Origin of the sequence: Synechococcus sp. CBW1107 (genome assembly GCF_015841355.1) — a bacterium.
GTDB lineage: Bacteria > Cyanobacteriota > Cyanobacteriia > PCC-6307 > Cyanobiaceae > Regnicoccus_A.
The window spans coordinates 1145255-1168005 of sequence record NZ_CP064908.1 but is presented as its reverse complement, the minus strand read 5'-3'; the positions used below and the strand labels follow the sequence as shown (position 1 = coordinate 1168005).

The 22751-nt window shown below is 67.2% G+C and carries 21 protein-coding genes and 1 tRNA gene; 12 read left to right on the top strand and 10 right to left on the bottom strand.

The features are described 5' to 3' along the window. The first annotated feature begins 2 nt into the window (after positions 1 to 2). Positions 3 to 461: a DUF4079 domain-containing protein gene (locus I1E95_RS06230; protein WP_197166331.1), complete on the top strand. Its 459-nt coding sequence runs from the start codon at positions 3 to 5 to the stop codon at positions 459 to 461. Positions 462 to 490: 29 nt separating this feature from the next. On the opposite strand, the gene I1E95_RS06225 is transcribed toward I1E95_RS06230, so the two are convergent. The 4 genes from I1E95_RS06225 to sfsA all read right to left on the bottom strand — a co-directional run bounded on the left by I1E95_RS06225 (position 491) and on the right by sfsA (position 5064). Next, on the bottom strand, positions 491 to 1153 hold the full coding sequence (locus I1E95_RS06225) for a DUF1997 domain-containing protein (protein ID WP_197167178.1): 663 nt from the start codon (positions 1151 to 1153) through the stop codon (positions 491 to 493). Between the two features lie 172 nt (positions 1154 to 1325). Then, a complete protein-coding gene (locus tag I1E95_RS06220; RefSeq protein ID WP_197166329.1) occupies positions 1326 to 2522 on the bottom strand; it encodes a 4-hydroxy-3-methylbut-2-enyl diphosphate reductase in 1197 nt (398 codons plus the stop codon). Between the two features lie 126 nt (positions 2523 to 2648). Then, the gene (locus I1E95_RS06215; RefSeq protein ID WP_197166327.1) at positions 2649 to 4106 is read right to left on the bottom strand and encodes an ammonium transporter; all 1458 of its coding nucleotides are present in this window, start codon (positions 4104 to 4106) and stop codon (positions 2649 to 2651) included. 127 nt (positions 4107 to 4233) lie between these two features. Further along, positions 4234 to 5064, bottom strand: coding sequence for a DNA/RNA nuclease SfsA (gene sfsA, locus I1E95_RS06210; RefSeq protein WP_231594898.1), 831 nt, complete (start codon positions 5062 to 5064; stop codon positions 4234 to 4236). A 124-nt stretch (positions 5065 to 5188) separates the two neighbouring features. Here sfsA and murJ point away from each other — a divergent pair, with 124 nt between their 5' ends. Then, entirely contained in the window at positions 5189 to 6802 is a 1614-nt protein-coding gene (gene murJ / locus I1E95_RS06205; RefSeq protein ID WP_197166325.1) for a murein biosynthesis integral membrane protein MurJ, read from the top strand. On the opposite strand, the gene I1E95_RS06200 is transcribed toward murJ, so the two are convergent. From I1E95_RS06200 to I1E95_RS06190, 3 genes are all read right to left on the bottom strand, one after another. Beyond that, positions 6786 to 7052 (bottom strand): cytochrome-c oxidase, encoded by a 267-nt coding sequence (locus I1E95_RS06200; protein ID WP_197166324.1) that lies wholly within the window; start codon positions 7050 to 7052, stop codon positions 6786 to 6788. The genes murJ and I1E95_RS06200 overlap by 17 nt on opposite strands. Before the next feature lie 95 nt (positions 7053 to 7147). Then, on the bottom strand, positions 7148 to 7438 hold the full coding sequence (locus I1E95_RS06195) for a DUF3181 family protein (RefSeq protein ID WP_197166322.1): 291 nt from the start codon (positions 7436 to 7438) through the stop codon (positions 7148 to 7150). A 15-nt stretch (positions 7439 to 7453) separates the two neighbouring features. Then, complete coding sequence (locus I1E95_RS06190) at positions 7454 to 7711, bottom strand: hypothetical protein (protein WP_197166320.1); 258 nt, start codon at positions 7709 to 7711, stop codon at positions 7454 to 7456. 96 nt (positions 7712 to 7807) lie between these two features. Between I1E95_RS06190 and I1E95_RS06185 the strand changes: the two genes are divergently transcribed. The 7 genes from I1E95_RS06185 to I1E95_RS06155 all read left to right on the top strand — a co-directional run bounded on the left by I1E95_RS06185 (position 7808) and on the right by I1E95_RS06155 (position 15411). Further along, a tRNA-Arg gene (locus I1E95_RS06185) sits at positions 7808 to 7881 on the top strand. Positions 7882 to 8008: 127 nt separating this feature from the next. Then, positions 8009 to 9298: a serine hydroxymethyltransferase gene (glyA, locus tag I1E95_RS06180; protein WP_231594958.1), complete on the top strand. Its 1290-nt coding sequence runs from the start codon at positions 8009 to 8011 to the stop codon at positions 9296 to 9298. A gap of 143 nt (positions 9299 to 9441) precedes the next feature. After that, positions 9442 to 10563 carry a glycosyltransferase family 4 protein gene (locus I1E95_RS06175; protein WP_197167172.1) on the top strand — a complete coding sequence of 374 codons (1122 nt, stop codon included), beginning with the start codon at positions 9442 to 9444 and terminating at the stop codon, positions 10561 to 10563. Next, positions 10550 to 11821: a competence/damage-inducible protein A gene (locus tag I1E95_RS06170; protein WP_197166319.1), complete on the top strand. Its 1272-nt coding sequence runs from the start codon at positions 10550 to 10552 to the stop codon at positions 11819 to 11821. The genes I1E95_RS06175 and I1E95_RS06170 overlap by 14 nt, the downstream gene beginning before the upstream one ends. Before the next feature lie 140 nt (positions 11822 to 11961). Next, positions 11962 to 13221, top strand: a complete 1260-nt coding sequence (locus I1E95_RS06165) for a sodium:proton antiporter (protein WP_197166317.1) — start codon at positions 11962 to 11964, stop codon at positions 13219 to 13221. A 70-nt stretch (positions 13222 to 13291) separates the two neighbouring features. Further along, the gene (gene leuC / locus I1E95_RS06160) at positions 13292 to 14767 is read left to right on the top strand and encodes a 3-isopropylmalate dehydratase large subunit (protein WP_197166315.1); all 1476 of its coding nucleotides are present in this window, start codon (positions 13292 to 13294) and stop codon (positions 14765 to 14767) included. Continuing rightward, positions 14764 to 15411, top strand: a complete 648-nt coding sequence (locus I1E95_RS06155; protein WP_197166314.1) for a 3-isopropylmalate dehydratase small subunit 2 — start codon at positions 14764 to 14766, stop codon at positions 15409 to 15411. The genes leuC and I1E95_RS06155 overlap by 4 nt, the downstream gene beginning before the upstream one ends. Before the next feature lie 3 nt (positions 15412 to 15414). On the opposite strand, the gene I1E95_RS06150 is transcribed toward I1E95_RS06155, so the two are convergent. Next, entirely contained in the window at positions 15415 to 18561 is a 3147-nt protein-coding gene (locus I1E95_RS06150; protein ID WP_197166313.1) for a DUF3769 domain-containing protein, read from the bottom strand. 139 nt (positions 18562 to 18700) lie between these two features. Then, positions 18701 to 18820 carry a photosystem II reaction center protein I gene (locus I1E95_RS06145; protein WP_006172424.1) on the bottom strand — a complete coding sequence of 40 codons (120 nt, stop codon included), beginning with the start codon at positions 18818 to 18820 and terminating at the stop codon, positions 18701 to 18703. A 101-nt stretch (positions 18821 to 18921) separates the two neighbouring features. On the opposite strand from I1E95_RS06145, the gene I1E95_RS06140 reads away from it, so the two are divergent. Next, the gene (locus I1E95_RS06140) at positions 18922 to 21927 is read left to right on the top strand and encodes an alpha-mannosidase (RefSeq protein ID WP_197166312.1); all 3006 of its coding nucleotides are present in this window, start codon (positions 18922 to 18924) and stop codon (positions 21925 to 21927) included. Here the strand turns inward: I1E95_RS06140 and psbN are convergent. Continuing rightward, positions 21896 to 22036, bottom strand: coding sequence for a photosystem II reaction center protein PsbN (psbN, locus tag I1E95_RS06135; RefSeq protein ID WP_006172418.1), 141 nt, complete (start codon positions 22034 to 22036; stop codon positions 21896 to 21898). The two genes, I1E95_RS06140 and psbN, sit on opposite strands and share 32 nt — an antisense overlap. 144 nt (positions 22037 to 22180) lie before the next feature. On the opposite strand from psbN, the gene psbH reads away from it, so the two are divergent. Continuing rightward, entirely contained in the window at positions 22181 to 22381 is a 201-nt protein-coding gene (gene psbH, locus I1E95_RS06130) for a photosystem II reaction center phosphoprotein PsbH (protein ID WP_006172417.1), read from the top strand. Between the two features lie 49 nt (positions 22382 to 22430). Continuing rightward, positions 22431 to 22748, top strand: coding sequence for a TatA/E family twin arginine-targeting protein translocase (locus tag I1E95_RS06125; protein ID WP_197166311.1), 318 nt, complete (start codon positions 22431 to 22433; stop codon positions 22746 to 22748). The last annotated feature ends 3 nt before the right edge of the window (positions 22749 to 22751 follow it).

The window sequence follows — 22751 nt, the reverse complement described above, 5'->3', positions numbered from 1 at the left end:
CCATGCCCGAAGCCCTCGCCTTCAACCTCAATTTCATTCACCCGCTGCTGATGTGGGTGCTGCTGGCCCTCTCCGGCTATGCCCTGTTTCTGGGCATCAAGGCCAAGAAGACCCGCACCGCCGATGCGGCGCAGCGCAAGGAGCTGATCAAGGGCCAGTTCGCCCAGCGCCACTTCCAGATCGGCTCGATCGTGCTGGCGGTGATGGTGCTGGGCAGTTTCGGCGGCATGGCCGTCACCTACATCAACAACGGCAAGCTGTTCGTGGGCCCGCACCTGCTGGTGGGCATCGCCATGGTCAGCCTGATCGCCGTGGCGGCCTCCCTCTCCCCGCTGATGCTCAAGGGCAATCTGATCGCCCGCAAGGCCCACGTCGGCCTGAACATGACCCTGATGACCCTCTTCCTCTGGCAGGCGGTCACCGGCATGCAGATCGTCAACAAGATCTGGACCAACCGCTGAAGCCTGGCTCCGAACTCTCCGAACGGTGTTCAGAAGGGTGCCCGCCGCCGGGGCGGGCAGGGCAGCTGGTGGGTGGCGTGAAAGTCTTCCTGGACTTTCCAGGTGAGCTTCCGGGAGATCTGGCGGACGATCTGACGCAGCAGATGATCGCCGCTGGACTGCACCAGCTTGTCGGGAAGCAGACCGATCACCGCCGGCAACCGGATCCACACGCACAGGTCGAGTTCCCAGCGCACCTGGGTGAGAACGCCCTCCGAGGTGGGATCAGGCTCGGATCCAGAGCCCTCCTCCAGCTGCAGGGCGGCGTTGAATTCGACGTCGTAGATCTCCTGGAGGCTGGCATCGGGGGCGCTTAAGGCCGTGGTGACGATGCGATAGACCCCTTCGCTCTGGGGCAGGAGCTCGAGGCCGATGGTGGGCTCCACCTCGAAGCCGAAATTGCCGAAGCGCCCCAGAGTCAGGGCATAGCCATTGGGCCCGAGGGGTTGCACGGTCATCGGCGCTGCGCAACGCCGGAACCAGCCGTCGTGATGGTCGAGGTAGTCGGCCACGGTGCAGGATGGCGCCCGCATCTCCATCACATCGGCGAAGCGGCTGCTGTAGCGGTTGACCCGGACGTCGTCGCTGTGACGCAGGGGCCCGACCGCGGCAGGCGTGCACGGGGCAGACTCCGGATCCTGGGCAAGGGCCACGGTCGTCGAGGCGTCGCGGGACAGGGCGGTGCTCAAAACTGTTCGATCTCCCCGATGTCCGAGCCAGTACCCCGTGATGGCGGGAGACGATGAATCAATGTAACTGGAGCCGGCCGGGGCAACCGCCGCGCTTGTGACAGCAGCCGCAGCTGAGGACTGAGGGCACTCGCCCTCAGTCGTCGCAGAGCTCCATCAGGTGGCGGATCACGTCCTCCACCACCCGGTCGGGAGTCGAGGCCCCGGACGTGATGCCCACCCGCAGGGGACCTTCCGGCAGGAAAGGTGACAGCACCTCCAGATCCCCGCCCAGGGGCATGTGCTCGATGCGGTTGCCAGGACCGATCCGCTCGGGGGTGTCGATGTGGAAGGAACGGATGCCGCGGCTGATGGCGATCTCCTGAAGGTGCGTGGTGTTCGAGGAGTTGTAGCCGCCGATGACCACCATCAGATCAAGCGGTTCATCCACCAGGGAGAACATGGCATCCTGCCGCTCCTGGGTGGCGTCGCAGATGGTGTTGAAGGCCAGGAAGTGGTCGTTGAGTTCGGCCGGGCCGTAGCGCTGCAGCATGGTGCGCTCGAACATGCGGCCGATCTCCTCGGTTTCGCTCTTGAGCATCGTGGTCTGGTTGGCCACGCCCACGCGCACCAGGTCCAGGTCGGGATCGAAGCCCGGGGAGGACGCCTTGGCGAAATGGGTCATGAAGTCCTCGCGATCTCCCTTGCCCAGGATGTAGTCGCAGACCATCTGGGCCTCGGCCAGATCCAGCACCACCAGGTAGGTGCCGGCGAAGGAGCTGGTGGCGAGGGTTTCCTCGTGCTTCACCTTGCCGTGGATGATCGAGCTGAAGGCGTGTTTCTTGTGCTTCTCCACGGTGTTCCACACTTTCGAGACCCAGGGGCAGGTGGTGTCGACGATGTGGCAGCCACGCTCGTTCAGCAGTTGCATTTCCTGCACGGTGGCGCCGAAGGCCGGCAGGATCACCACATCACCGACGCCCACCTCGGAGAAATCCTTGACCCCTTCCTCGACGCGGATGAACAGCACGTTCATGTCGCGCAGATGGGCGTTCACTGAGGGGTTGTGGATGATTTCGTTAGTGATCCAGATCCTCTCGCTGGGATAGTGACGGCGGGTTTCGTAGGCCATGGCCACGGCGCGTTCCACGCCCCAGCAGAAGCCGAAGGCCTCGGCCAGGCGCACGGTCAGCCGGCCATGGCGGAGCTCGTAGCCGTTCTCGCGGATCGTGGCGATCAGCTCACTCTGATAGGCCTGCTCCAGGTTGACCGCCACCTGCTCGCCCAGGCCGAAGCCGCGACGGTTGTAGCGCTCGGAGTGATGCAGCGAGCGTTTGAAGGCGCGGGTGTCCATGGCGTTGCCGCAGGGCAGGCAGGGGCCGACTCTATGGGCTCCTCCCCATCGACGGGCGAAAAAAAGCCCCGGTCGGAACCGGGGCGAGCAGCGACCCTGGGGTCGGAATGGGACGGAGCCGGGGGCTCAGTTCGTGGTGGACGCGAAGTCGGGGTAGGCCTCCATGCCGTGTTCGGAGATGTCGAGACCCTCGATCTCCTCCTTTTCGCTCACGCGGATGCCTCCGGAGAGGCTGCCGATGACCGACCAGGCGATCCAGGAACAGATGACTGCAAAGATCCCGTAGGAAATCACCCCCAGGATCTGAAGACCGAACTGGCCGAAGCCGTGGCCGGTGAGCAGGCCCTTGTCCATGTTGAAGAGACCCACGGCGAGTGTGCCCCAGATTCCGCAGGTGCCGTGCACGGACCAGGCGCCCACGGGATCATCAATGCCGAGACTGTCGATGAAACCGACAGAGAAGACAACGAGGGTACCGGCGATGAAGCCGACGACCCAGGCAGCGGGCATCGAGAAGCCGTCGCAGCCAGCGGTGACCCCGACCAGGCCGGCCAGGATGCCGTTGATGGTCATGGTCAGGTCAGGCTTGCCGGAGGTGAGCTGGGACACCAGGGTGCCGGCGATGCCGCCACCAGCGGCTCCGAGGGTGGTGGTCACCGCGATGTAGGGAACAGCAGCATCCATCGCCAGCTGAGAGCCCGGGTTGAACCCATACCAGCCGATCCAAAGGATCAGGCAGCCCAGGGTGGCGATGGCCAGGTTGTGACCGGGGATGGCCTGGGTCCTGCCGTCGGCGAATTTGCCGATCCTGGGTCCGAGCAGCATGGCTCCGACCAGTCCGGCCCAGGCGCCTACCGAGTGGACCACGGTGGAGCCGGCGAAGTCGATGAAGCCCAGCTGGTTGAGCCAGCCTCCGTTCCATTGCCAGCTGCCGGCGATGGGGTAGATGAAGGCCACCAGCACCAGCGAGAAGATCACGAACTCGCTGAACTTGATCCTCTCGGCCACCAGACCGGAAACGATCGTGGCGGCGGTGCCGGCGAAGGCCACCTGGAAGAGGAAGTCGACCGACGGCACCAGGGCCGCGTCGGTGACCATCTGCGGGGTCACGGTGGGATCGAAGAAGAGGCCGAGTGGCCCACCCTTGCCGTAGAAGAGCCAGCCGGGGATGACCGCCTCCCCGTACATCAGAGAAAATCCGATCAGCCAGTAGGCACTCGCCGCCAGGGCGAAGACGATCAGGTTCTTGGTGAGAATGTTGGTGGCGTTCTTCTGGCGACAGAGACCGGCTTCAACCATGGCGAAGCCGGCGTTCATGAAGATCACCAGGATGGCGGCGATCAACAGCCAGACATTGTTGATCAGGAAAGCCGGCGTGAGCTCCGGCAGCTCGGCGGCGTGGGCGGACAGGTTGAACACCCCGAGGCCGAAGAGGGCCAGGGGCACACAGGCCAGCCAGGTGAGCGTGCGGGAATTGGAGAGACCACGGATGCTGCGCAGCAGCAGTTCGGGAGCCTCGAGCAGACTTGCCTCCTGAAGACGCCGAGGCCGGCGTCGCCCAGGGGCGTGAGGAGCAACTGTCATGGAGCGCAACTTCGCACAGGATTTTGCTGGAAGAGGATGAATCACGCCCGAAGGCGTTCCTACATTGCAAAAGTGCACGCTGCCGAACCAATTGCTGGTGGCATCCGCTACAAAACCCCTGATCCGTTCACGCAGGGAGGGTTTCGGGGTCCCGCGGAATCAGTTCGGCAACACCGAGCCAGCTCACGGCCTCGGCGCTGAAGCGGTAGCGCAGAGGCAGCACCTCCACCCCCGCCGAGAGGGCCTCCCGGAACAGCTCGCCGTAGCGGGGATCGGCCGAATCTCCCGGGGCGAAGGACGTCACGTCGCCGCGGCTCAGGCAGGGAACAAGCAGCCCACGGGCCTCGGGGGCGACCGCCATCAGCTCCAGCAGGTGCTTCTGTCCCCTCTCGGTGACCGTGTCGGGGAAGAGGGCCAGCTCCCCACGGCTCCAGGTGGTGTTCTTCACCTCCAGGTAGATCGGGCGGGGATCCGGGGCCCCGGCGGCTGGGCTCAGCAGCAGGTCGATCCGGCTGCGGCCGCCTTTGCCGTAGGCCACCTCGGCGCGGATCGAGCCGATCGGTCCCAGCCAGGGCTCCAGGCAGCCCGCTTCGATCGTGGCCCGCACCAGCCGGTTGGGCAGAGCCGTGTTCACCCCCACCCAGCAGGGCTCCCCGTCACTGCCGTCCACGAGGGACTGCTCCCAGGTCCAGGCCAGCTTGCGTTCGGGCCTGGGGTCGTGGCGCAGACGCACTCGCCCTCCCTGGAGGAGCACCCCGGTCATCGGGCCCGTGTTGGGGCAATGGGCGGTCACCACCCGGCCGTCAGCCAGTTCCACATCCGCCAGGAAGCGTTTGTAGCGCCGCAGCAGCACTCCCTCCACCAGGTTCTGCAGCGGCAGGATCAGCCTGCCGCCGGGCGGGTCGAGCGAGGGGGCGACGGCACCGGCAGGGCTGGGGCTGGGCTTCGGATCCGGCATCGAGATCAGGGGCTGGCCAGGGGGGGCGGGCTCAGTGGCCCATGGTGCCGCCCGGCCGACGGGCCTCGCAGCGGGCGGCGGGGTGGAGAATCCCCCGGTGGATGGGGCCCAACGGCCTGACTGGATGGCGAAATCCCTGCGGCGCATCGCCTTGATCGTGGCGGTGGCCACGGCCCTGAGCAAGGTGGCCGGTCTGCTGCGCCAGCAGGTGATCGCCGCCGCCTTCGGGGTGGGGGCCGCCTACGACGCCTACAACTACGCCTATGTGCTGCCGGGATTCCTGCTGATCCTGCTGGGGGGCATCAACGGGCCGTTCCACAGCGCCATGGTGAGCGTGCTGGCCCGCCGCCCCCGCGAGGAGGGCGCCCACGTGCTGGCGGCCATCAACACCCTGGTGGGGGTGGGCCTGCTGGCGGTGACGGTGCTGCTGCTGGTGGCCGCCGATCCCCTGATCACCCTTGTGGGGCCTGGACTCGATGCGGAGCGCCACGCCATCGCCGTGCTGCAGCTGCGCTGGATGGCGCCGATGGCCCTGTTCGCCGGCCTGATCGGCCTCGGTTTCGGGGCCCTCAATGCAGCCGATGTCTTCTGGCTGCCGTCGGTGAGCCCGCTGCTGTCGAGCGTGGCGATGATCGCCGGCATCGGCCTGCTCTGGTTTCAGCTCGGTGCGGAGATCGCCCTGCCGGCCACTGCGGTCCTCGGGGGGATCGTGCTGGCGGCCACCACCACCCTCGGGGCGGTGCTGCAGTGGCTGATCCAGCTGCCCGCTCTGGCGAAGCAGGGCCTGCATCGTTTCCAGCTGGTCTGGGACTGGAAGCACGAGGGCGTGCGCGAGGTGATGCAGGTGATGGGCCCAGCCACGCTCTCCTCGGGGATGCTGCAGATCAACGTCTTCACGGATCTGTTCTTCGCCTCCGGCATCGTCGGCGCCGCCGCTGGACTGGGCTACGCGAACCTGCTGGTGCAGACGCCCCTGGGCCTGCTCTCCAACGCGCTGCTGGTCCCCCTGCTGCCGGTGTTCGCCAGGCTCACGGCCCCGGCGGATCGCCCCGCCCTGGTGGACCGGATCCGCCAGGGCCTGATGCTCTCCACGGCCAGCATGATGCCGCTGGGAGCTCTGTTCGTGGCCCTGGCCTCTCCGATCGTGGCCGTGATCTACGAGCGGGGCGCTTTCGACCGGGGGGCGGCGCTGCTGGTGGCCAGCCTGCTGATGGCCTACGGCGTGGGCATGCCGGCTTACCTCGGCCGCGATGTGCTGGTGCGGGTGCTCTATGCCCTCGGCGATGGCACGACCCCCTTTCGCTTCTCCCTGGCCGGAATCGGCTTCAACGTCATCTTCGACTGGATTCTCGTGGGCGGGCCCACTCCCTGGGGGCTGCAGCTGCCCGCCCTGAATTTCGGCGCCCCAGGCCTGGTGCTGGCCACGGTGGCGGTGAACCTGCTCACCTGCGCGGGATTGCTGCTGGCGCTGCAACGGCGCCTGGGGGGGCTCCCCCTGCGGGTCTGGGGACGGGACAGCCTGTTGCTGCTGCTGGCCGCCGTGGCGGGGGGGCTGGCCGCCTGGCTGCTCTCCAGCTTCGTGGGCTGGCCAGGCGGCCTGCTCGGCCAGCTGCTGCAGTGCTCCCTGAGTGCCGGCCTGGGGCTGGCGCTCTACGGCCTGATCGCCAGCTGGGCTGAGGTGCCCGAGGCCCGCGATCTGGCCCTGCAGGTGCGCGCTCGTTTCAGTCGGGGGTCCTGAGGGTCACCCGGCGTTCCTCGCGCACCTGGACCGGGATCTCCAGGTGGCTGCGGCCGAGCATCTGGGGGCCATCCACCGAGAAGATCCGCGCCTCGATCCCGAAATCACGAAAGGCGTTCTCCAGTTCCTGGATCAGGGCCTTCTCCACCTGGGCCTCGGCATCGACGACCTTGCCGATCAAGCGGCCGCCCAGGGGACCGATGCGCTGACGCACCACCTCTCGGGCATTGGTGACCTCGATGACCAGCATCCAACGCCTGCAACGGGTTTGAACCTTATTCGCAGCGCAACACCCTGGCAGGCAATGTCGTGGTTCTTCAGCCGCGTCACCCCATCCCGTGGGGCTCAGTGGCCCACGTTCTCGAGCACATCCTCGAGATCGCGCAACTGTCCGGGGGGGAGAAGGCGGGCCAGGGGCAGGCGGCTGGAGCCTCCGCCGATCGGCACCTGGACGGCTTCGAGGGCCTGGCGGGCGCACACCCCTGGCCCCTGATCGAGCCGCGCCGCGCATTCGATCGCCAGGGTCATCGCCAGACCGGCGTCGCCCAGGTAGAGATGCCAGTTCGCCACCTGGATGTACAGGCGGTCGGCCAGGGCCAGGCTCAGCTCCTCGAGTTCGGTTGCCGTCAGGCTCACTGGACCGGTGCGCGCTCAGGCTTCACCTTGGTCGAGCGTCGGGGTTCGTGGCCGCAGCCGCAACACGATGATGAGGTGCAGCAGCCAGCCCGCCCCCCAGGCGAGGCTCAGCCAGCCCAGATGTGTCCAGGGATGGCGCAGCCCCTGAACGAACCACAGGCCCGTGTTCACGGCGGCGAACAGACCGCCATGGAGGCAGAGGTTCACCACCCGCTCGTAGTGGCGGTAGGTCGGGTCGGTGGGGTCGGCAGGGCCGTACCAGCGGATCGGCATGGGGTGGGGAGACTCGGAGCCTGCGGAGGGCCGGTTCGATTGTGCCCCGGCGACAGTTGACGGATGGCCCCCCCGTGCGGTGAGAATGACCGTCATGCGCTTGTAGCTCAGCGGATTAGAGCATCTGACTACGGATCAGAGGGTCGGGAGTTCGAATCTCTCCAGGCGCGCTTCGAGAACCGTCCGACACCGGACGGTTTTTTTCTGGCTTCGGCATCCCCGAGGCATTCCTGGAGCCCGGCAGGAGCGCTGGGTTGATTTCTTACGATGGAAGCCTCGCGCCTTCCCGTCGACACCATGGTGGATGCCACCGGTACGCCTCTGAACCAGTCCCTGGCGGCCGGTGATCCCGCCATCGCCGCCCTGATCGGTCGGGAGCTGGAGCGTCAGCAGAGCCATCTCGAGCTGATCGCCAGCGAGAATTTCGCCTCCAGGGCCGTGATGGAGGCCCAGGGATCGGTGCTCACCAACAAGTACGCCGAAGGCCTCCCCCACAAGCGTTACTACGGAGGCTGTGAGCATGTCGACGCGATCGAGGAGCTGGCCATTGCCCGGGCCCGCCAGCTGTTCGGGGCCGCCTGGGCGAACGTGCAGCCCCACAGCGGTGCCCAGGCCAACTTCGCCGTGTTCCTGGCGCTGCTTCAGCCCGGTGACACGATCCTGGGCATGGACCTCTCCCATGGCGGCCATCTCACCCATGGATCGCCGGTGAATGTCTCGGGCAAATGGTTCAAGGCCGTCCATTACGGCGTCGATCCCCACACCCATCAGCTCGACTACGACGCCATCCGGGCCCTGGCGGAGCAGCACCGCCCCCGCCTGATCATCTGCGGCTATTCCGCCTACCCCCGCACGATCGACTTCGCGGCCTTCCGCTCGATCGCTGATTCCGTCGATGCCTTCCTGCTGGCCGACATGGCCCACATCGCCGGTCTGGTGGCGGCAGGGGCCCATCCCAGCCCCATTCCCCACTGCCATGTGGTCACCACCACCACCCACAAGACCCTGCGAGGGCCCCGTGGCGGTCTGATCCTCTGCAATGACGCCGAGTTCGGCAAACGCTTCGACAAGGCCGTCTTCCCCGGCAGTCAGGGCGGGCCCTTGGAACATGTGGTGGCCGCGAAGGCGGTGGCCTTCGGTGAGGCCCTGCAGCCCTCCTTCCGGGCCTACAGCCAGCAGGTGATCCGCAATGCCCAGGTCCTGGCCGAGCGGATTCAGGAGCGCGGCATCGCCGTGGTCTCCGGGGGCACCGACAATCACCTGGTGCTGCTCGACCTGCGCTCGATCGGCCTCACCGGCAAGGTGGCCGACCTGCTGGTGAGCGAGGTGAACATCACGGCCAACAAGAACACCGTGCCGTTCGATCCTGAATCGCCCTTCGTCACCAGTGGTCTGCGCCTCGGCACCGCCGCCCTCACCACCCGGGGCTTCAACACCGATGATTTCGTCGAGGTGGCCGATGTGATCGCCGACCGGCTGCTTCATCCCGACGACAGCGTCATCGAGCTGCGCTGCCGTGAGCGCGTGCGGGCCCTCTGCGAGCGCCATCCTCTCTACGGGCCTAGCCGCATTCCTCTGCCGGCCTGACCCTCACTGCCTAAGCTTTGGCCTCGATCAGGTCCCTGCATGGCTCCACCCGCGACGTTGATCCCAGCGTTGCCCAGCCCCGGGCCCGGGGCCGTCAGCGGGTTGTCGCCATTCCCCGGTGATCGGATGATCGCCTGTTGCTCGTGAGCATGGCCGCCAGTCCGCTCGCCGCGGCCTTCCTGACCTTCCTGATCGCGGCGCTGCTCACGGCTCTGATCGTGCCGCTGGTGCGACGCGTGGGGCTGCGCTACGGCCTCTTCGACCCTCCCGACACGCGCAAGCAGCACGACATCCCGATGGTGCGGCTGGGGGGGATCGGCATGGTGGCGGGGTTTTCCCTGGCCCTGGCCTTCACCTGGGCCCTCGGGGGCTTCGGCAACCTGGCCCCGGACAGGGACCAGCTCATCTGGACCACCCTGGCCGGCGCACTCTGTTATTTCGTCATCGGGCTGGCCGATGACCTCTTCGCCCTGCCCCCCCTGCCGCGCCTGGCCGGCCAGGTGGCCGTGGCCATGGCCGTCTGGAGCCAGGGGGTGCGCATCGGAGCGATCGATCTGCCCCTGGGCTTCTTCGGCCTGCCCGCTCTGGCCTTCTCGCTTCCCGACAGCCTCAGCCTGCTGGCCACGGTGATCTGGCTGGTGGGCATCACCAACGCCATCAACTGGATCGATGGGCTCGATGGCCTTGCTGCCGGCGTGGGTGGCATCGCGGCAGTGGGGTTGCTTTCGGTGAGTTTCAGCCTGCAGCAGAGCGCGGCCGGTCTGCTGGCCGCCGCCCTGGCCGGCGCCTGCCTGGGCTTCCTCCGCCACAACTTCAACCCCGCCCGGATCTTCATGGGAGATGGCGGCTCCTATTTCCTGGGCTTTGCCCTGGCGGCGATCAGCATCGTCGGTCCGGCCAAGGGGCTCACCACCGTCAGCCTGTTGTTCCCGCTGCTGATTCTCTCGCTGCCCCTGGCCGATATGTCGGCCGTGATCATGGGCCGGCTCAGCGACGGCCACTCCCCCTTCTATCCCGACCGTCGCCATCTCCACCACCGGCTGCTGCGCGCCGGCCTCAGTCACCGCCGCACGGTGCTGCTGATCTACGCCTTCACCCAGTGGCTGGCGGCCCTGGCTCTGGTGGCGGCCAATGTGGAACTGCGCTTCCTCTGGCTGGCGCTGGCCACCGCCGTGCTGATCGGCGCGGTGCTGGGATCCCGTCGTCAGCTCACCGCCCCTGACATCCCCTCCTCCTGCGACGCGGCCCGCGATGGCAACCCCTGAGCCGGGTACGCCGGTTGCCGAGATCCTCTGCATCGGCACCGAGCTGTTGCTCGGCAACATCCTCAACAGCAATGCGCGCTGGCTGGCCGAGGAACTGGCCGCTCTGGGTCTTCCCCACTATCGCCAGACGGTGGTTGGTGACAACCGCGAGCGGTTGATCCAGGTGGTTCTTGAGGCCTCCCAGCGCTGCAGCCTGCTGGTCTGCACCGGTGGGCTGGGCCCGACGCCCGACGACCTGACCACCGAAGCCCTGGCGGCGGCCTTCCAGACTCCGCTGGTGGAGCGACCCGAGATCTGGACCGAGATCCAGGCCAGACTCAGGGGGCGAGGACGGCCCATCGCCGCGAGCAACCGGAAGCAGGCCCTCCTGCCGGAGGGTGCCGAGCTGCTGCCCAATCCCACCGGCACGGCGCCGGGAATGATCTGGAGTCCTCGACCCGGCTTCACCCTGCTCACCTTCCCCGGTGTGCCGGCAGAACTGCAGGCGATGTGGACCGCCACCGCCGTGCCCTGGCTCCGATGCCATGGCGGGGCTTCAGCGGCGGTGTTCGAGAGCCGCCTGCTCCGGTTCTGGGGCATCGGCGAATCGGAACTGGCCGAGCAGGTCTCCGATCTGCTGGCGCTGGAGAATCCCTCCGTGGCTCCTTACGTCGGAGATGGGGAGGTGAAGCTGCGGATCACGGCACGGGCCACCACCAGCTCCGAGGCCCTCTCCATGCTGGAGCCTGTCGCCGCAGATCTGCGTCGGCGCACCGGCCGGCTCTGCTACGGCTCCGACGAGGACACCCTGGCCAGGGTGGTGCTGGAGCGCCTGCGGCAGAGGGGCCAGACTCTGGCGGTGGCCGAGTCCTGCACCGGGGGAGGGATCGGCGCGGCCATCTCAGCTGTGCCGGGGGCTTCGGAGGTGTTCCTCGGCGGGGTGATCGCCTATGCCAATCGGATCAAATCCGACCGGCTCGGCGTGGCGGCCGACCTGCTGGAGACCCATGGGGCGGTGAGTGATCCTGTGGCGATCGCCATGGCCAACGGCGTGCGTCAGCGTTTTGCCAGTGACTGGGCCATCGCCGTGACGGGGATCGCCGGCCCAGGGGGCGGCAGCGAGGCCAAGCCGGTGGGGCTGGTTCATATCGCCGTGTCGGGGCCCGATGGTTGCCGGAGCGAGGCGGTGCGCTTCTCCGGACGCCGGGGCCGCAGCTGGATCCAGCTGCTCACCGTGGGTGAGGCTCTGGACCATCTGCGGCTGCGACTCGTGGACTAGGGGCACCTACGTGAACACGAGGCATCAAACCGACAGGATTACGGCCTCAGCATGGTGTTGATGCGCCGGAGGTTGTGATCGACTGACTTAGACTTCTGTACGTCGCTCAGACCGAGTTCACCCATGACAACACCCTGGTAATGTCGACACCATCCATTGATCTGGCCCAGCATATCCTGCTTCAGTTCGGAATCATTCTGGCCGTAGGTTCTGCCAGCGCGGTATTCGCGCAGAAGTTGAGAGTGCCGGATGTTGTTGTCTTCCTTTTCATCGGAACGTTGCTTGGCCCAGAAATGCTCGGCCTTCTCGATATCAAGGTGGATTCGACGCTCAATCAGGTGTTGTTGATCTTCGGTTCCTGTTACATCCTTTTTGACGGCGGTGCGTCACTGCGCCTGCCTGTGCTCAAGGAGGTCTGGATCACAATTCTGAGCCTCGCCACGTTTGGTGTTCTCATCACTGCGGCCGTCACGGCTGTGGCGGCATTTTATTTCCTTGGTATTCCCTGGATTCAGGCCCTTCTCCTGGCCACGGCCATAGCCTCCACCGATCCAGCCACGCTGGTTCCAGTGTTCCGTCAGGTGAGAATCAGGGATCGTGTCGCCCAGACCGTGATGTCCGAGTCGGCCCTCAACGATGCCACCGGAGCCATCCTCACTTTCGCCGTTCTTGGTGTGGCGATGGGGCAAGGGCAGTTTTCTCTGTCCGAATCTCTGCTTGGACTGCTGCATCAGTCATTTTTCGGTCTGGTCGCCGGCCTTCTTCTCGGATATCTTGCCTCCACACTGATTGCCCATGAAACGTTCGGATTCCTGAAGGACTATTCACCAGTCGTTTCCCTCATGGCGGTGATCGGGGCCTACCTCAGTGCGAGCGGTCTGCATGCCAGTGGGTTCATGGCTGTGTTTGTCTTCGGATTCATGGTCGGGAACAAGGACGCGTTCGGATTCGCCATGAAGGAGGGTGAGCAGCAAAAACTCGATGATTTCGTGACGACCACGGCTCTGATCATGCGCATGTTCATCTTCTTCCTCCTGGGCAGTCAGGTTGATTTCGGCCTGATCACCCAATATCTCATCGGTGGTGTGGGAGTCGTTGTTGTGTTCATGCTGGTCGCCCGCCCGCTCACCGTGTTCCTCTGCGCGCTCCCCGACCGGCGGGCCCGCTGGTCGCTCAAGGAGCTGCTGTTCATGTGCTGGACCCGGGAGACCGGTGTCATTCCCGGCGCCCTGGCTGGACTGCTGCTCGGAATCGGTGCACCTGGAGCGAAACTGATCGCCTCAGTGACCTTCATCGCGATTCTGATGACGATCCTGATCCAGGCCACAACGACCCGCTGGCTCGCTTCTCGACTCGGCCTGCTCGAGGACAGCCTGCCCCTGCCCCTGCCCCAGGGCTGAACCGGCAAGGTCCTCAGCCGCTGACTGGGCAGGGTCCTCGTATGGTTGTTTTGGACGTCAGAGATGAGTGGTGAGCGCCGGCACGCTGTACGACAAGGTCTGGGACAGGCACCGTGTGGCCGAGCTGCCTGGAGGCTCCACCCAGCTGTTCATCGGCCTGCACCTGATCCATGAGGTGACCAGCCCCCAGGCCTTCGCAGCCCTGAAGGAGCTGGGTCTGGGTGTGCGCCACCCCGAGCGGACCGTGGCCACGGTCGATCACATCGTGCCCACCACGTCCCAGGCCCGTCCCTTCGCCGATTCCCTCGCCGAGGAGATGCTCTCCACCCTGGAGCGCAACTGCACGGAGCACGGCATCACCCTGCATGGCCTCGGCAGTGGCCGCCAGGGGATCGTCCATGTCATCGCCCCGGAGCTGGGCCTCAGCCAGCCGGGCATGACGGTCGCCTGCGGGGATTCCCACACCTCCACCCACGGGGCCTTCGGGGCGATCGCCTTCGGCATCGGCACCAGCCAGGTGCGCGATGTGCTCGCCAGCCAGAGCCTGGCGATGAGCAAGCTCAAGGTGCGGCGGATCGTGGTGGAGGGCAGCCTCCAGCCGGGCGTGTTCGCCAAGGACCTGATCCTCCACGTGATCCGCAGCCTGGGGGTGAAGGGCGGCGTGGGTTACGCCTACGAATTCGCCGGATCCTGCATCGAGGCCCTCTCGATGGAGGAGCGGATGACCCTGTGCAACATGGCGATCGAGGGGGGTGCCCGCTGCGGCTACGTCAACCCTGATGCCACCACCTTCGCCTACATCAAGGGCCGGCCCTTCGCGCCCGAGGGGGTGGCCTGGGAGCGGGCCGTGAGCTGGTGGAGAACCCTTGCCAGCGAGCCCGACGCCGTGTACGACGACGAGGTGCGCTTCGATGCCACCACGATCGCACCCACGGTCACCTGGGGGATCACCCCGGGGCAGGGGATCGGGGTCGATGAGACGGTGCCCACCCTTGAGCAGATGCCTGCGGAGGAGCGCCCGATCGCCGAGGAGGCCTATCGCTACATGGATCTGGCTCCTGGAGCACCGATCCGCGGCCTGCCGGTGGATGTCTGCTTCATCGGCAGCTGCACCAATGGCCGTCTCAGTGACCTGCGGTCAGCGGCTGCGGTGGCCCGGGGCCGACAGGTGGCTCCAGGCATCAAGGCCTTCGTGGTGCCCGGATCCGAGCAGGTGGCGGCCCAGGCCCGGTCGGAGGGGCTCGACCGGCTGTTCCAGGAGGCGGGCTTCGAATGGCGTGAACCCGGCTGTTCGATGTGCCTGGCGATGAATCCGGACCGTCTGGAGGGCCGCCAGATCAGTGCCAGTTCCAGCAACCGCAATTTCAAGGGTCGGCAGGGTTCCGCCTCTGGCCGCACTCTGCTGATGAGCCCGGCGATGGTGGCCGCGGCCGCCGTGACCGGCCGGGTGAGTGATGTGCGCGAGCTGCTGGAGAATCCCTCCGCTTTCGCCGCCGTTTCTGCCGACCCCAGGCCGCTGGCGGTGTCCCCTTCCCTGCTGCCGTGACTGACTCCCCCTTCCCCTTCGGCCCGATTCCCGCTGTTGAGGGCCGTGTCGTCGTCCTCAGCGGCGATGACATCGACACCGACCGGATCATTCCGGCCCGTTACCTCAAGTGCGTCACCTTCGAGGGGCTTGCCGAGGGGGCCTTCGCCGATGACCGCCTTGAGCTGGAGGGCTCCCACCCCTTCGACCGCCCGGAGCATCAGGGGGCCACGATTCTGGTGGTGAACCGCAACTTCGGTTGCGGCTCCAGCCGGGAGCATGCTCCCCAGGCCCTGATGCGCTGGGGCATCCGCGCGGTGGTGGGCGAGAGTTTTGCCGAGATTTTCTTCGGCAACTGCCTGGCTCTGGGGATCCCCTGCCTCAGCGGTGATCACGCCACGATCCTGGCGCTGCAGCAGCAGGCCCTTGCCGAGCCCTCCGCCGGATTTCAGCTGGATCTGGCCACGGCGGAGATTCTTGGTCCGGCCGCTGCCGGCTTGGAGGAGTCGGCGCAGCGCTGGAGCCTGGAGCTGGACGCGGGCCCTCGGCAGATGTTGCTCAGCGGCCAGTGGAATGCCACGGGCCAGCTGCTGTCCCACGAGGAGGAACTGAGCCGGACGGCGGCACGCTTGCCCTATCTGGACAGCTTCGCCGCCGTGGCCTGAGAGTCAGAACGGGTTCCGTTGTGCTCCTCCGGTGCCACTGAGTTCAGGCCGGAAGGGGACGAACGGCACCCCTGTCCCCTTGAAGCCGAAGTCGTTGAGGCGGATCCGCACCCCGCCGATGCCCTCATAGGGGCTGTAGAAGACGCTGAGGGCGTAGGAACGGCGCTGCCAGCGCAACTCCACGTAGGAACCGGTCAACTCGCCGTAATTGGGTGAGGAGGGGTCCACGTTGATGCCGATCCCGCCGTTGAACAGCAGCGGACCGGCAATCTGCTGGGTGAGACCGATGCCCACGGTGCCGAGATCCACGGCTGCGTCGAAACCGAAGGGGCTGAGGCCGTTGCGCAGGGTCAGGCCACCGGTGACCGTGAGCTGGGTGAAATCGAAGAAGCGCTTGTTGAAGTGACCGAGGGTGAGGGTGGGACCACCGGAGATCGAGAAGGTGTTCTGATAGGTGCCGTCACCGAAGTAGGCCAGATTCCCTGAAAGATTCGTGTTCAGGGTCAGCCCAGGGACGATCGGCTCCGGGGAGTAGCGCAGAGCCCCATCCGGCGTGGAGGGCAGCTCACGGCCGCGCCACAGCTCCAGGGAGCTGTTCAGTGAAGCCACCGCATTGGCTCGCCAGAGCTGGGCAAGGTTTCTCGATTCCCTGCCGCTGCTGAGGAACTCGTTGCTCTGGTAGTTGCCCAGCCCCACCCGCCAGAAATAGCGGTTGCTGAGCTTGCCCCAGTCGGGGAGGGTCTCGTCTTTCTCGAGGGAGGCGCCGTAGGCCGAATAGACGTCCTGCTCGCCGAGGGATCCATTCCAGATCCTGAAGCGGTAGGCCGCGAAGAGACGGGCCGTTGTGGAGCCCACCAGAGGGAGGTTGATGTTGCGATCCATCTGGCCCCAGCTGCGGGTGCCGTTGGCGATGTTCTCGGGATTGAAGGTGGAGATGTCGAGATTCAGGCTGGTGTTGAATCCCAGCAGCGGCGTCTTCAGCCTGGCCTCCAGGCCGAACAGATCGCCCAGGGTGTTGTCCTGGCTCACCGAGGGTCCGGTGGCCTGGCCGCCTGGGAGGGGATAGCTGTCGGTGGTGCCCTTGTAGGCACGCTCGAGCATGAACTGGGGCTCCAGTTCCAGGGTTCCCTTCTCCCCGATCCGGATCGGCCGCAGACGCCGGCCCACGTAGAAGCCGTCCCGGTCCTCCTGATCGACCCCCAGCACCCAGCGGTTCTCCACCTCCTGCTCTTTGCGGATGCGCGTGCGCGTGGTCACGGGAATGGCGAGACGGTCTTCCAGGATCAGCCGGTTGCGCTTGGAGGTGATCAGCAGATCGCCGTTGGCGTCCTGGGTGACCACCACCTGATCCGCATCCATCCACGACTGGGACGGTGTGAAGGGGTCGTTGCTGAAACTGGCGCGGTCGCTGCGCCAGCCGTTGGGGGTGAGCACGATCCTCGCGGCCTGATAGCGGAGATGGGTGAGGGTGCCCTGCACCGCCTGGCGGTTCTCGTCCGAGCGCAGCCCCCGCACCTGGGGTGGCTGCGCCGGGCCGAAGTCGCTGTCCTGGTCTGTGGTCACCGCGTTGGCACCACCAGCCTGACGACTGCGCTCGATCACCAGCCCTTCCCGTCTGCTCACCTCGGAGATGCGCTGCTCGATCGCGGCGGCGGCGGCGGCGCGCTTGCGTTCCTGGTCGCGCATGGCCCGGAACGAAGGTCGGCTCCCGCTCCCCTGGGTGCCCTGGGCCGCATCAGCGCCGCTGGCAGGTGTCGGTGGCTCCTGCTCCGGCTGCGGTGCCTCACCGCCCATGGCCACCTGCTCGAGGGCCTCGGGCAGGGAGCGGGGGCGGTCCGGGGGTTCGGCGCCACGGTTGGGGCAGCCCTTGGCCGGGCGCAGCGTGGCCTGCGGATCACCCTTGGGCGGAGGATCGCCCCCGAAGCGGTAACGCAGGCCCAGCAGGTAGGCGTTGCTGCCCTCCCGGACGCCGTTGTAGGTGCCGAAGGCTCCGGAGCGGTGGTGAATCCGCCCCACCATCGACCACTGGGGCGAGAGGGATCCCTCGATCTCAAAGCCCAGATAATTGAGGAACCGGGCCGACTTCTCCCGGTAGGTGTTCTCGTAATTGCTGAGGTTGGTGTTGAGGCTCACCCCCTGCACGAACCCCAGGCTAAGCCAGGGTTGCAGCCAGGCCCGCAGGCCGATGCCGCCGGTGAACTCGCCGAAGCTCTGGGCGGAGGTGGAGAGGTTGGCCACCTCGGAGGCGGTGAACGGCCCGGTGTAGCGCCCGCCCTTCTGAGCCGAGGCCCAGTGGCCGAGCGCGTTGAAATCCAGCTCCAGGGCGAAGGGGCCGGCCTTGATCAGTCGCTTCTGCAGGCCAGCGCCCAGGACCCGCTCCGGCCGGAAGACACCCTGACCGGTGAAGGTCTGGCCGAAATCGGAGTGGAACATCTGCCCGCCCCAGAGGGTGGCACTCCAGGGGTGGGGGTGCCAGTCAGGGATCTCGGGCAGCACCGTCGGACAGGCGATCGGCTGGGGCTCGGGGAGCGGCTGGGAGGGGTCCTGCTCGACGTCGAGATCCTCCAGGCTGGTTTCGAGGTCGAGAACTCCGTAGACATCCTCCATCTCGCCTTCGCCTTCGATCAGGCCGTAGCGGAGCATGCTGCCCTGCAGGTACTGCTGGCCACGCCAGAAGCGCACGCTGCCCGTGGCGTAGAGGGTGCGGGTGGTGGTGTCGTACTCGAGGCGTTCCGCCATCAGCCGGCCGCCGGCCAGCACGGCCTTGGCATTGCCGGTGGCCACGTAGCGATTGATCACCAGGTCAAACCCCTGTTGATCAGCGCTGATCTCCAGTTCCTTGGGAGGGGTCTTGACGGCAGGTTCCGAGGCGGCTGTTCCCTTGTCTTCGGGGGGAACAGGCGGTTCAGCCCCTGCCGGTTCAGTCGGACGTGGGATCGGAGCGGGCTCGGATTGGGCGGCGCCGGGCTCGCTGGTCGTGCCGTCGGCTCCTGTGCCGACCGATCCCACGGCGGAATCGACTGGCTTCCCTTCAGGGACCGCCGGGTCGCCGCCGCTGACACCGGCTTCACTCTGGAGTGCTGGTGGGGGATCTGAGCTCAGGGTCTGGGCCCGGCTCACCGCCGGTGTTGCCAGGGTTGCCGCGCCCACCAGTCCGATGGTCCACCGGATAAGCGTTGCTGAGGGCACCACATCTCCAGGACCGCGGCCGATCCTGCCATGCCAGGGATGGCGCGGGTGTGCTGCTCAGACGGCTTGATGCAGTGACCCCTCCCTCAGTGGACGGTTTTCAGTCTTCGAGATCCTTGCGGCTGGGGGTCCGGCTGGGATCGCTGGCCAGGAAGCCGAAGACGAAGATGCCGATGAAGAAGAAAACGACCGAGTAAACGGAGATCTTGAGGGCGAGCATGGTTCCGTCCGGCGGGTGACAGGGAGTGACAGGCGCCAGGTGGGGCCTGAACGACCCTGCGGCAGCGGCATCATCCTATGGGTCGCTGATGGCCGGGATCGATGACGCAGGGCCTGGATCCCCAGCTTCCCCCCGAGATTGAAACGTTTCGATCACGTTCGAGACTGGACCTGCTCTCCTCCTGGCGGCTGCGTGGCGCTGATGGGGCCTGGCAGGAAGCTCTGGCCGACCCCTGGGCCCGCCTCCATCGTCCCGACTGGCACGCCCGTGGTCTGATGGCCTGGCCGCGCGGTGGGCAGACCCGGCATCTGGTGCTGGAGCTGGGCTGTCCCCCCAGCTGGCGTGGCCGGGCACCGGCCCTGGCTCGCCTGGTGTTGCGCTGGTGGGCCGACGCCGCCGAACTCAGGGTCGACGGCCGCACGGTCCACCGCGGTGACCTGTTCGACAGCTCCTGCCGCTGGGCCCTGCCCCAGCGCTGGTGGGAGGGGGAGACGTTGCTTCTGGAACTGGAGCTGCGCAGTCCGCTCCACGACGACGGCGCCCTGATGCTCAGCCGGATTGAGGCGGAACCCCTGGATCCCGCTGACCCGGATGGCCTGCTGGCGCTCACGCGGCTGGAGCTCGCACAGCTGCGGCAGGCCTCGCCGGGGGAACCCGGCGGGTTCCATCTGCTCGGCCATGCTCACCTCGACCTGGCCTGGCTCTGGCCCGTGGCCGACACCTGGCAGGCCGCCGAGCGCACCTTCCGCTCGGCCCTCGGCCTGATCGGGCACCACAGCGAGCTCCACTTCGGCCATTCGACACCGGCGCTGTACGCCTGGCTGGAGCGTCACCGGCCCGAGCTGTTCGGGCGGATCCGCTCCGCGATGCGGGCTGGCCGCTGGGAGCCGATCAATGGCCCATGGGTGGAAACCGACTGCGTGCTGGTCGATACGGCCTCGCTTCTGAGGCAGTTCCAGGAGGGCCAGGCCTACAGCCGCCGCACCTTCCCCGAGTGGGAGCATCATCTGGCCTGGCTTCCCGACAGCTTCGGCTTCGCCGCAGGTCTGCCGGCGGTGGCCGCAGCCACCGGGGTGCGCTGGTTCTGCACCCACAAGCTGGCCTGGAACGCCACCACCCCTTTCCCGCACCGGCTGTTTCGCTGGCGCAGCCGCTGCGGCGCCGAGGTGCTGGCTCTGATGAGTGCCCCGATCGGAACGGATGGCGACCCGCTGGCCATGGAGCGCTACCGGTTGGAGTGGCAGGCGGCCACGGGTGTCGCTGAGGCGCTCTGGCTGCCGGGGGTGGGGGATCACGGCGGTGGGCCCACCCGGGAAATGCTGGAGCAGCTGGATCTCTGGCGTGACAACGACGCCACGGCGCCCCAGCGGCACGGCAGCCTGCGCGACTATCTGCGTCGGCTGGAGCCCCTGCACGCCCGGCTGCCCGTCTGGCGCGATGAGCTCTACCTGGAGCTGCACCGGGGTTGCGCCACGACCCGCCCCGACCAGAAGCGCCACAACCGCACCCTGGAGCGGCTGCTGCGCGAGGCCGATCTCGCCACCGTTCTGCTCGGGGATCCGGGCCATTGCCTGGAGCCTTCGGGCTGGCGGGATCTGCTGTTTCAGCAATTCCACGACATCCTGCCGGGCACCTCCATCCCGGAGGTGTTCGAGCAGGCCGAACCCCAGTGGAGAGCGGCGCGCCGCCGGGCGTCCCACCGCCGTGATCGGGCGCTGTGGGCCTGGCTGGAGAGCGGTGGGGCCCCTGCCCAGGGGATGGGCGGCGAGGTGGAGCCGTGGTGGTGGGCCCAGCTGCAGCCCCTGCCGGCCGCCCCCCTCACCCTGCGCCTGCCGGCCGGCCACTGGAGCCTGCGCGAGCAGCCCCTGCCCTCGCAGCCGGCCCCATCCGGTGGCCACTGGGTGCAGCTGCCCTCTCCAGGCGGCGTGGCGGCCCTCCAGCTCCGGCGTCAGCGCCAGCCGCCCGGGGCCATGCCGCCCCAGGCTGGCCATGACCCCTCGATCGTGAATCCGGTGCGGCTGGAGACCCTCGCCGCCGGCGAGCGCTGGCGGCTGGGCAATGGCCTGCTCTGGGCCCAGCTCGGCCCCTTCGGTCTCGAGCAGCTCTGGGGGGGCGACCACAGCCCTCAGCTGGCCGAGCCGCTGCAGTGGCGGCGCTGGATTGATCGCGGTGAGTTCTGGGATGCCTGGGATCTGGCCGCCGATTACCGCCAGCACCCCCTGCCCCTCCACTGGGAGCCGGGCCCGGTGCTGGCGGAGGCCGGACCGCTCTGCACCCGTCTGGTCTGGCGTGGCCGCTGCGGCGCCAGCGCCCTGCGCCTCGATCTGCAGCTGCGGGCCGGCTGCCCCTGGCTGGAGCTCAACCTGCGGGTCGACTGGCGACAGCGCCATGAACTGCTCCGTCTGGAGCTGCCGCTGCAGCATCCGGCCGTGCGCTGGGCTGCCGACACCAGCGCGGGAGTGATTGAGCGGATCGCTGCGGCCGCCAATCCGCGGGAAGCCAGCCGTTGGGAGGTGCCGGCGATCAGCTGGCTGGCGAGCCAGTCCTCAACCGGAGGTCTGGCGGTGCTGCTCGATGGCCCCCAAGGGGTTTCAGGCACCCCTGAAGCCCTGGGTGTCTCGCTGTTGCGCGGGCCCACCTGGCCTGATCCCGGCGCCGACAACGGAGCCCAGCGCCTGTGCCTGGCCCTGATGCCCTGCGCTCAGGGCTGGCGTCAGGCCGGGGTGGCGGCGGCGGCGGTGCGCTTCCGCGAGCCGTGCTGGCTGCGCCCGGCCAGGGGTGAGTCCGACTCGGTGCCGGGATCGGTGCTGCATCTGGGTCATCCCGACCTGCGCCTGATCAGCCTCGTGGCTGAAAGCCAGGGCGAGGGCGACGTCAGCGGCGGCCTCGCCCGACTGACGGTGCAGAACCTCTCCCCTTGCCGTCGGCAGCTGGAGCTTGGAGATGAGTGGGAGGTGCACGAACGGATCGATGCCCTGGGGGATCGGCTCACCGCCCCTGCCGGATCGGAGAGCGCCTGGCCAGACAGCGGAGGACACACCCGTGTGGGGCCCTGGCAGCTGGCCAGCTGGCGGATCAGTCGTCGTGGTCGTCGAAGGGGTCCGTGAGCTGCTTGGACGGTGGCCCGAAGGCGGTGTACACGCCGAAGCCGGTGAGGGCGAGAAGCGCCACCAGAACGGTGATCGCCACGGAAATGGCCGGAGAGGTTTCGCTCAAGGGTGGTGCTGGTGGAGAACAGGCCGGCGGCGAAGTCCGGAGGGGGAGCCGGACCGTCACAACTCTCGACGAGGGCTGCGCCTGCTGCCGCTTGACCCTTACAGTAACGAGCCAATCCCATGTGCCAGAGAGGACACCACAGCCATGGCCCAACGCACCCGCCTGGGAAATTTGCTGCGCCCCCTCAACTCGGAGTACGGCAAGGTCGTACCCGGCTGGGGAACCACCCCGGTCATGGGCGTCTTCATGGCGTTGTTCCTGGTCTTCCTGCTGGTGATCCTGCAGCTGTACAACCGGTCCCTGCTCCTCGACGGCATCACCGTCAACTGGAACGGCATGGGTTGATCGCCGGGATCTCCCCTCACTGCCGCACCCAATCTGAGACCCCTCCTCCATGAACTTCTTCGGGATCGGTCTTCCTGAGATGGCGGTGATTGCCGCCATCGGGCTGCTTGTTTTCGGGCCTAAGCGTTTGCCTGAGCTGGGTCGCACCCTCGGGCGCACGCTCAAGGGGTTCCAGTCGGCCTCCCGAGAGTTCGAGCAGGAGTTCCGCAAGGCTGTCGACACCGAAACCGTGTCCGCCACCAGCCTGGGTTCCGAAGCCCTGGCGGCCGAGCCCATGACGGCTGAGGCCCAGCCCGTGGTTGAGTCCACTCCCGCCTCCACCGAATCGCAGACGGACGTCACGTCTGAAGCCTCCCCATCCAGCTGAGGG

Excerpts from the sequence above, each read along its gene's own strand:
- I1E95_RS06230 (WP_197166331.1), top strand. The coding sequence starts at position 3 with ATGCCCGAAGCCCTCGCCTTCAACCTCAATTTCATTCACCCGCTGCTG.
- I1E95_RS06220 (WP_197166329.1), bottom strand. The coding sequence starts at position 2,522 with ATGGACACCCGCGCCTTCAAACGCTCGCTGCATCACTCCGAGCGCTAC.
- I1E95_RS06215 (WP_197166327.1), bottom strand. The coding sequence starts at position 4,106 with ATGACAGTTGCTCCTCACGCCCCTGGGCGACGCCGGCCTCGGCGTCTT.
- sfsA (WP_231594898.1), bottom strand. The coding sequence starts at position 5,064 with ATGCCGGATCCGAAGCCCAGCCCCAGCCCTGCCGGTGCCGTCGCCCCC.
- murJ (WP_197166325.1), top strand. The coding sequence starts at position 5,189 with ATGGCGAAATCCCTGCGGCGCATCGCCTTGATCGTGGCGGTGGCCACG.
- I1E95_RS06200 (WP_197166324.1), bottom strand. The coding sequence starts at position 7,052 with ATGCTGGTCATCGAGGTCACCAATGCCCGAGAGGTGGTGCGTCAGCGC.
- I1E95_RS06190 (WP_197166320.1), bottom strand. The coding sequence starts at position 7,711 with ATGCCGATCCGCTGGTACGGCCCTGCCGACCCCACCGACCCGACCTAC.
- glyA (WP_231594958.1), top strand. The coding sequence starts at position 8,009 with ATGGTGGATGCCACCGGTACGCCTCTGAACCAGTCCCTGGCGGCCGGT.
- I1E95_RS06170 (WP_197166319.1), top strand. The coding sequence starts at position 10,550 with ATGGCAACCCCTGAGCCGGGTACGCCGGTTGCCGAGATCCTCTGCATC.
- I1E95_RS06165 (WP_197166317.1), top strand. The coding sequence starts at position 11,962 with ATGTCGACACCATCCATTGATCTGGCCCAGCATATCCTGCTTCAGTTC.
- I1E95_RS06145 (WP_006172424.1), bottom strand. The coding sequence starts at position 18,820 with ATGCTCGCCCTCAAGATCTCCGTTTACTCGGTCGTTTTCTTCTTCATC.
- I1E95_RS06140 (WP_197166312.1), top strand. The coding sequence starts at position 18,922 with ATGACGCAGGGCCTGGATCCCCAGCTTCCCCCCGAGATTGAAACGTTT.
- psbH (WP_006172417.1), top strand. The coding sequence starts at position 22,181 with ATGGCCCAACGCACCCGCCTGGGAAATTTGCTGCGCCCCCTCAACTCG.
- I1E95_RS06125 (WP_197166311.1), top strand. The coding sequence starts at position 22,431 with ATGAACTTCTTCGGGATCGGTCTTCCTGAGATGGCGGTGATTGCCGCC.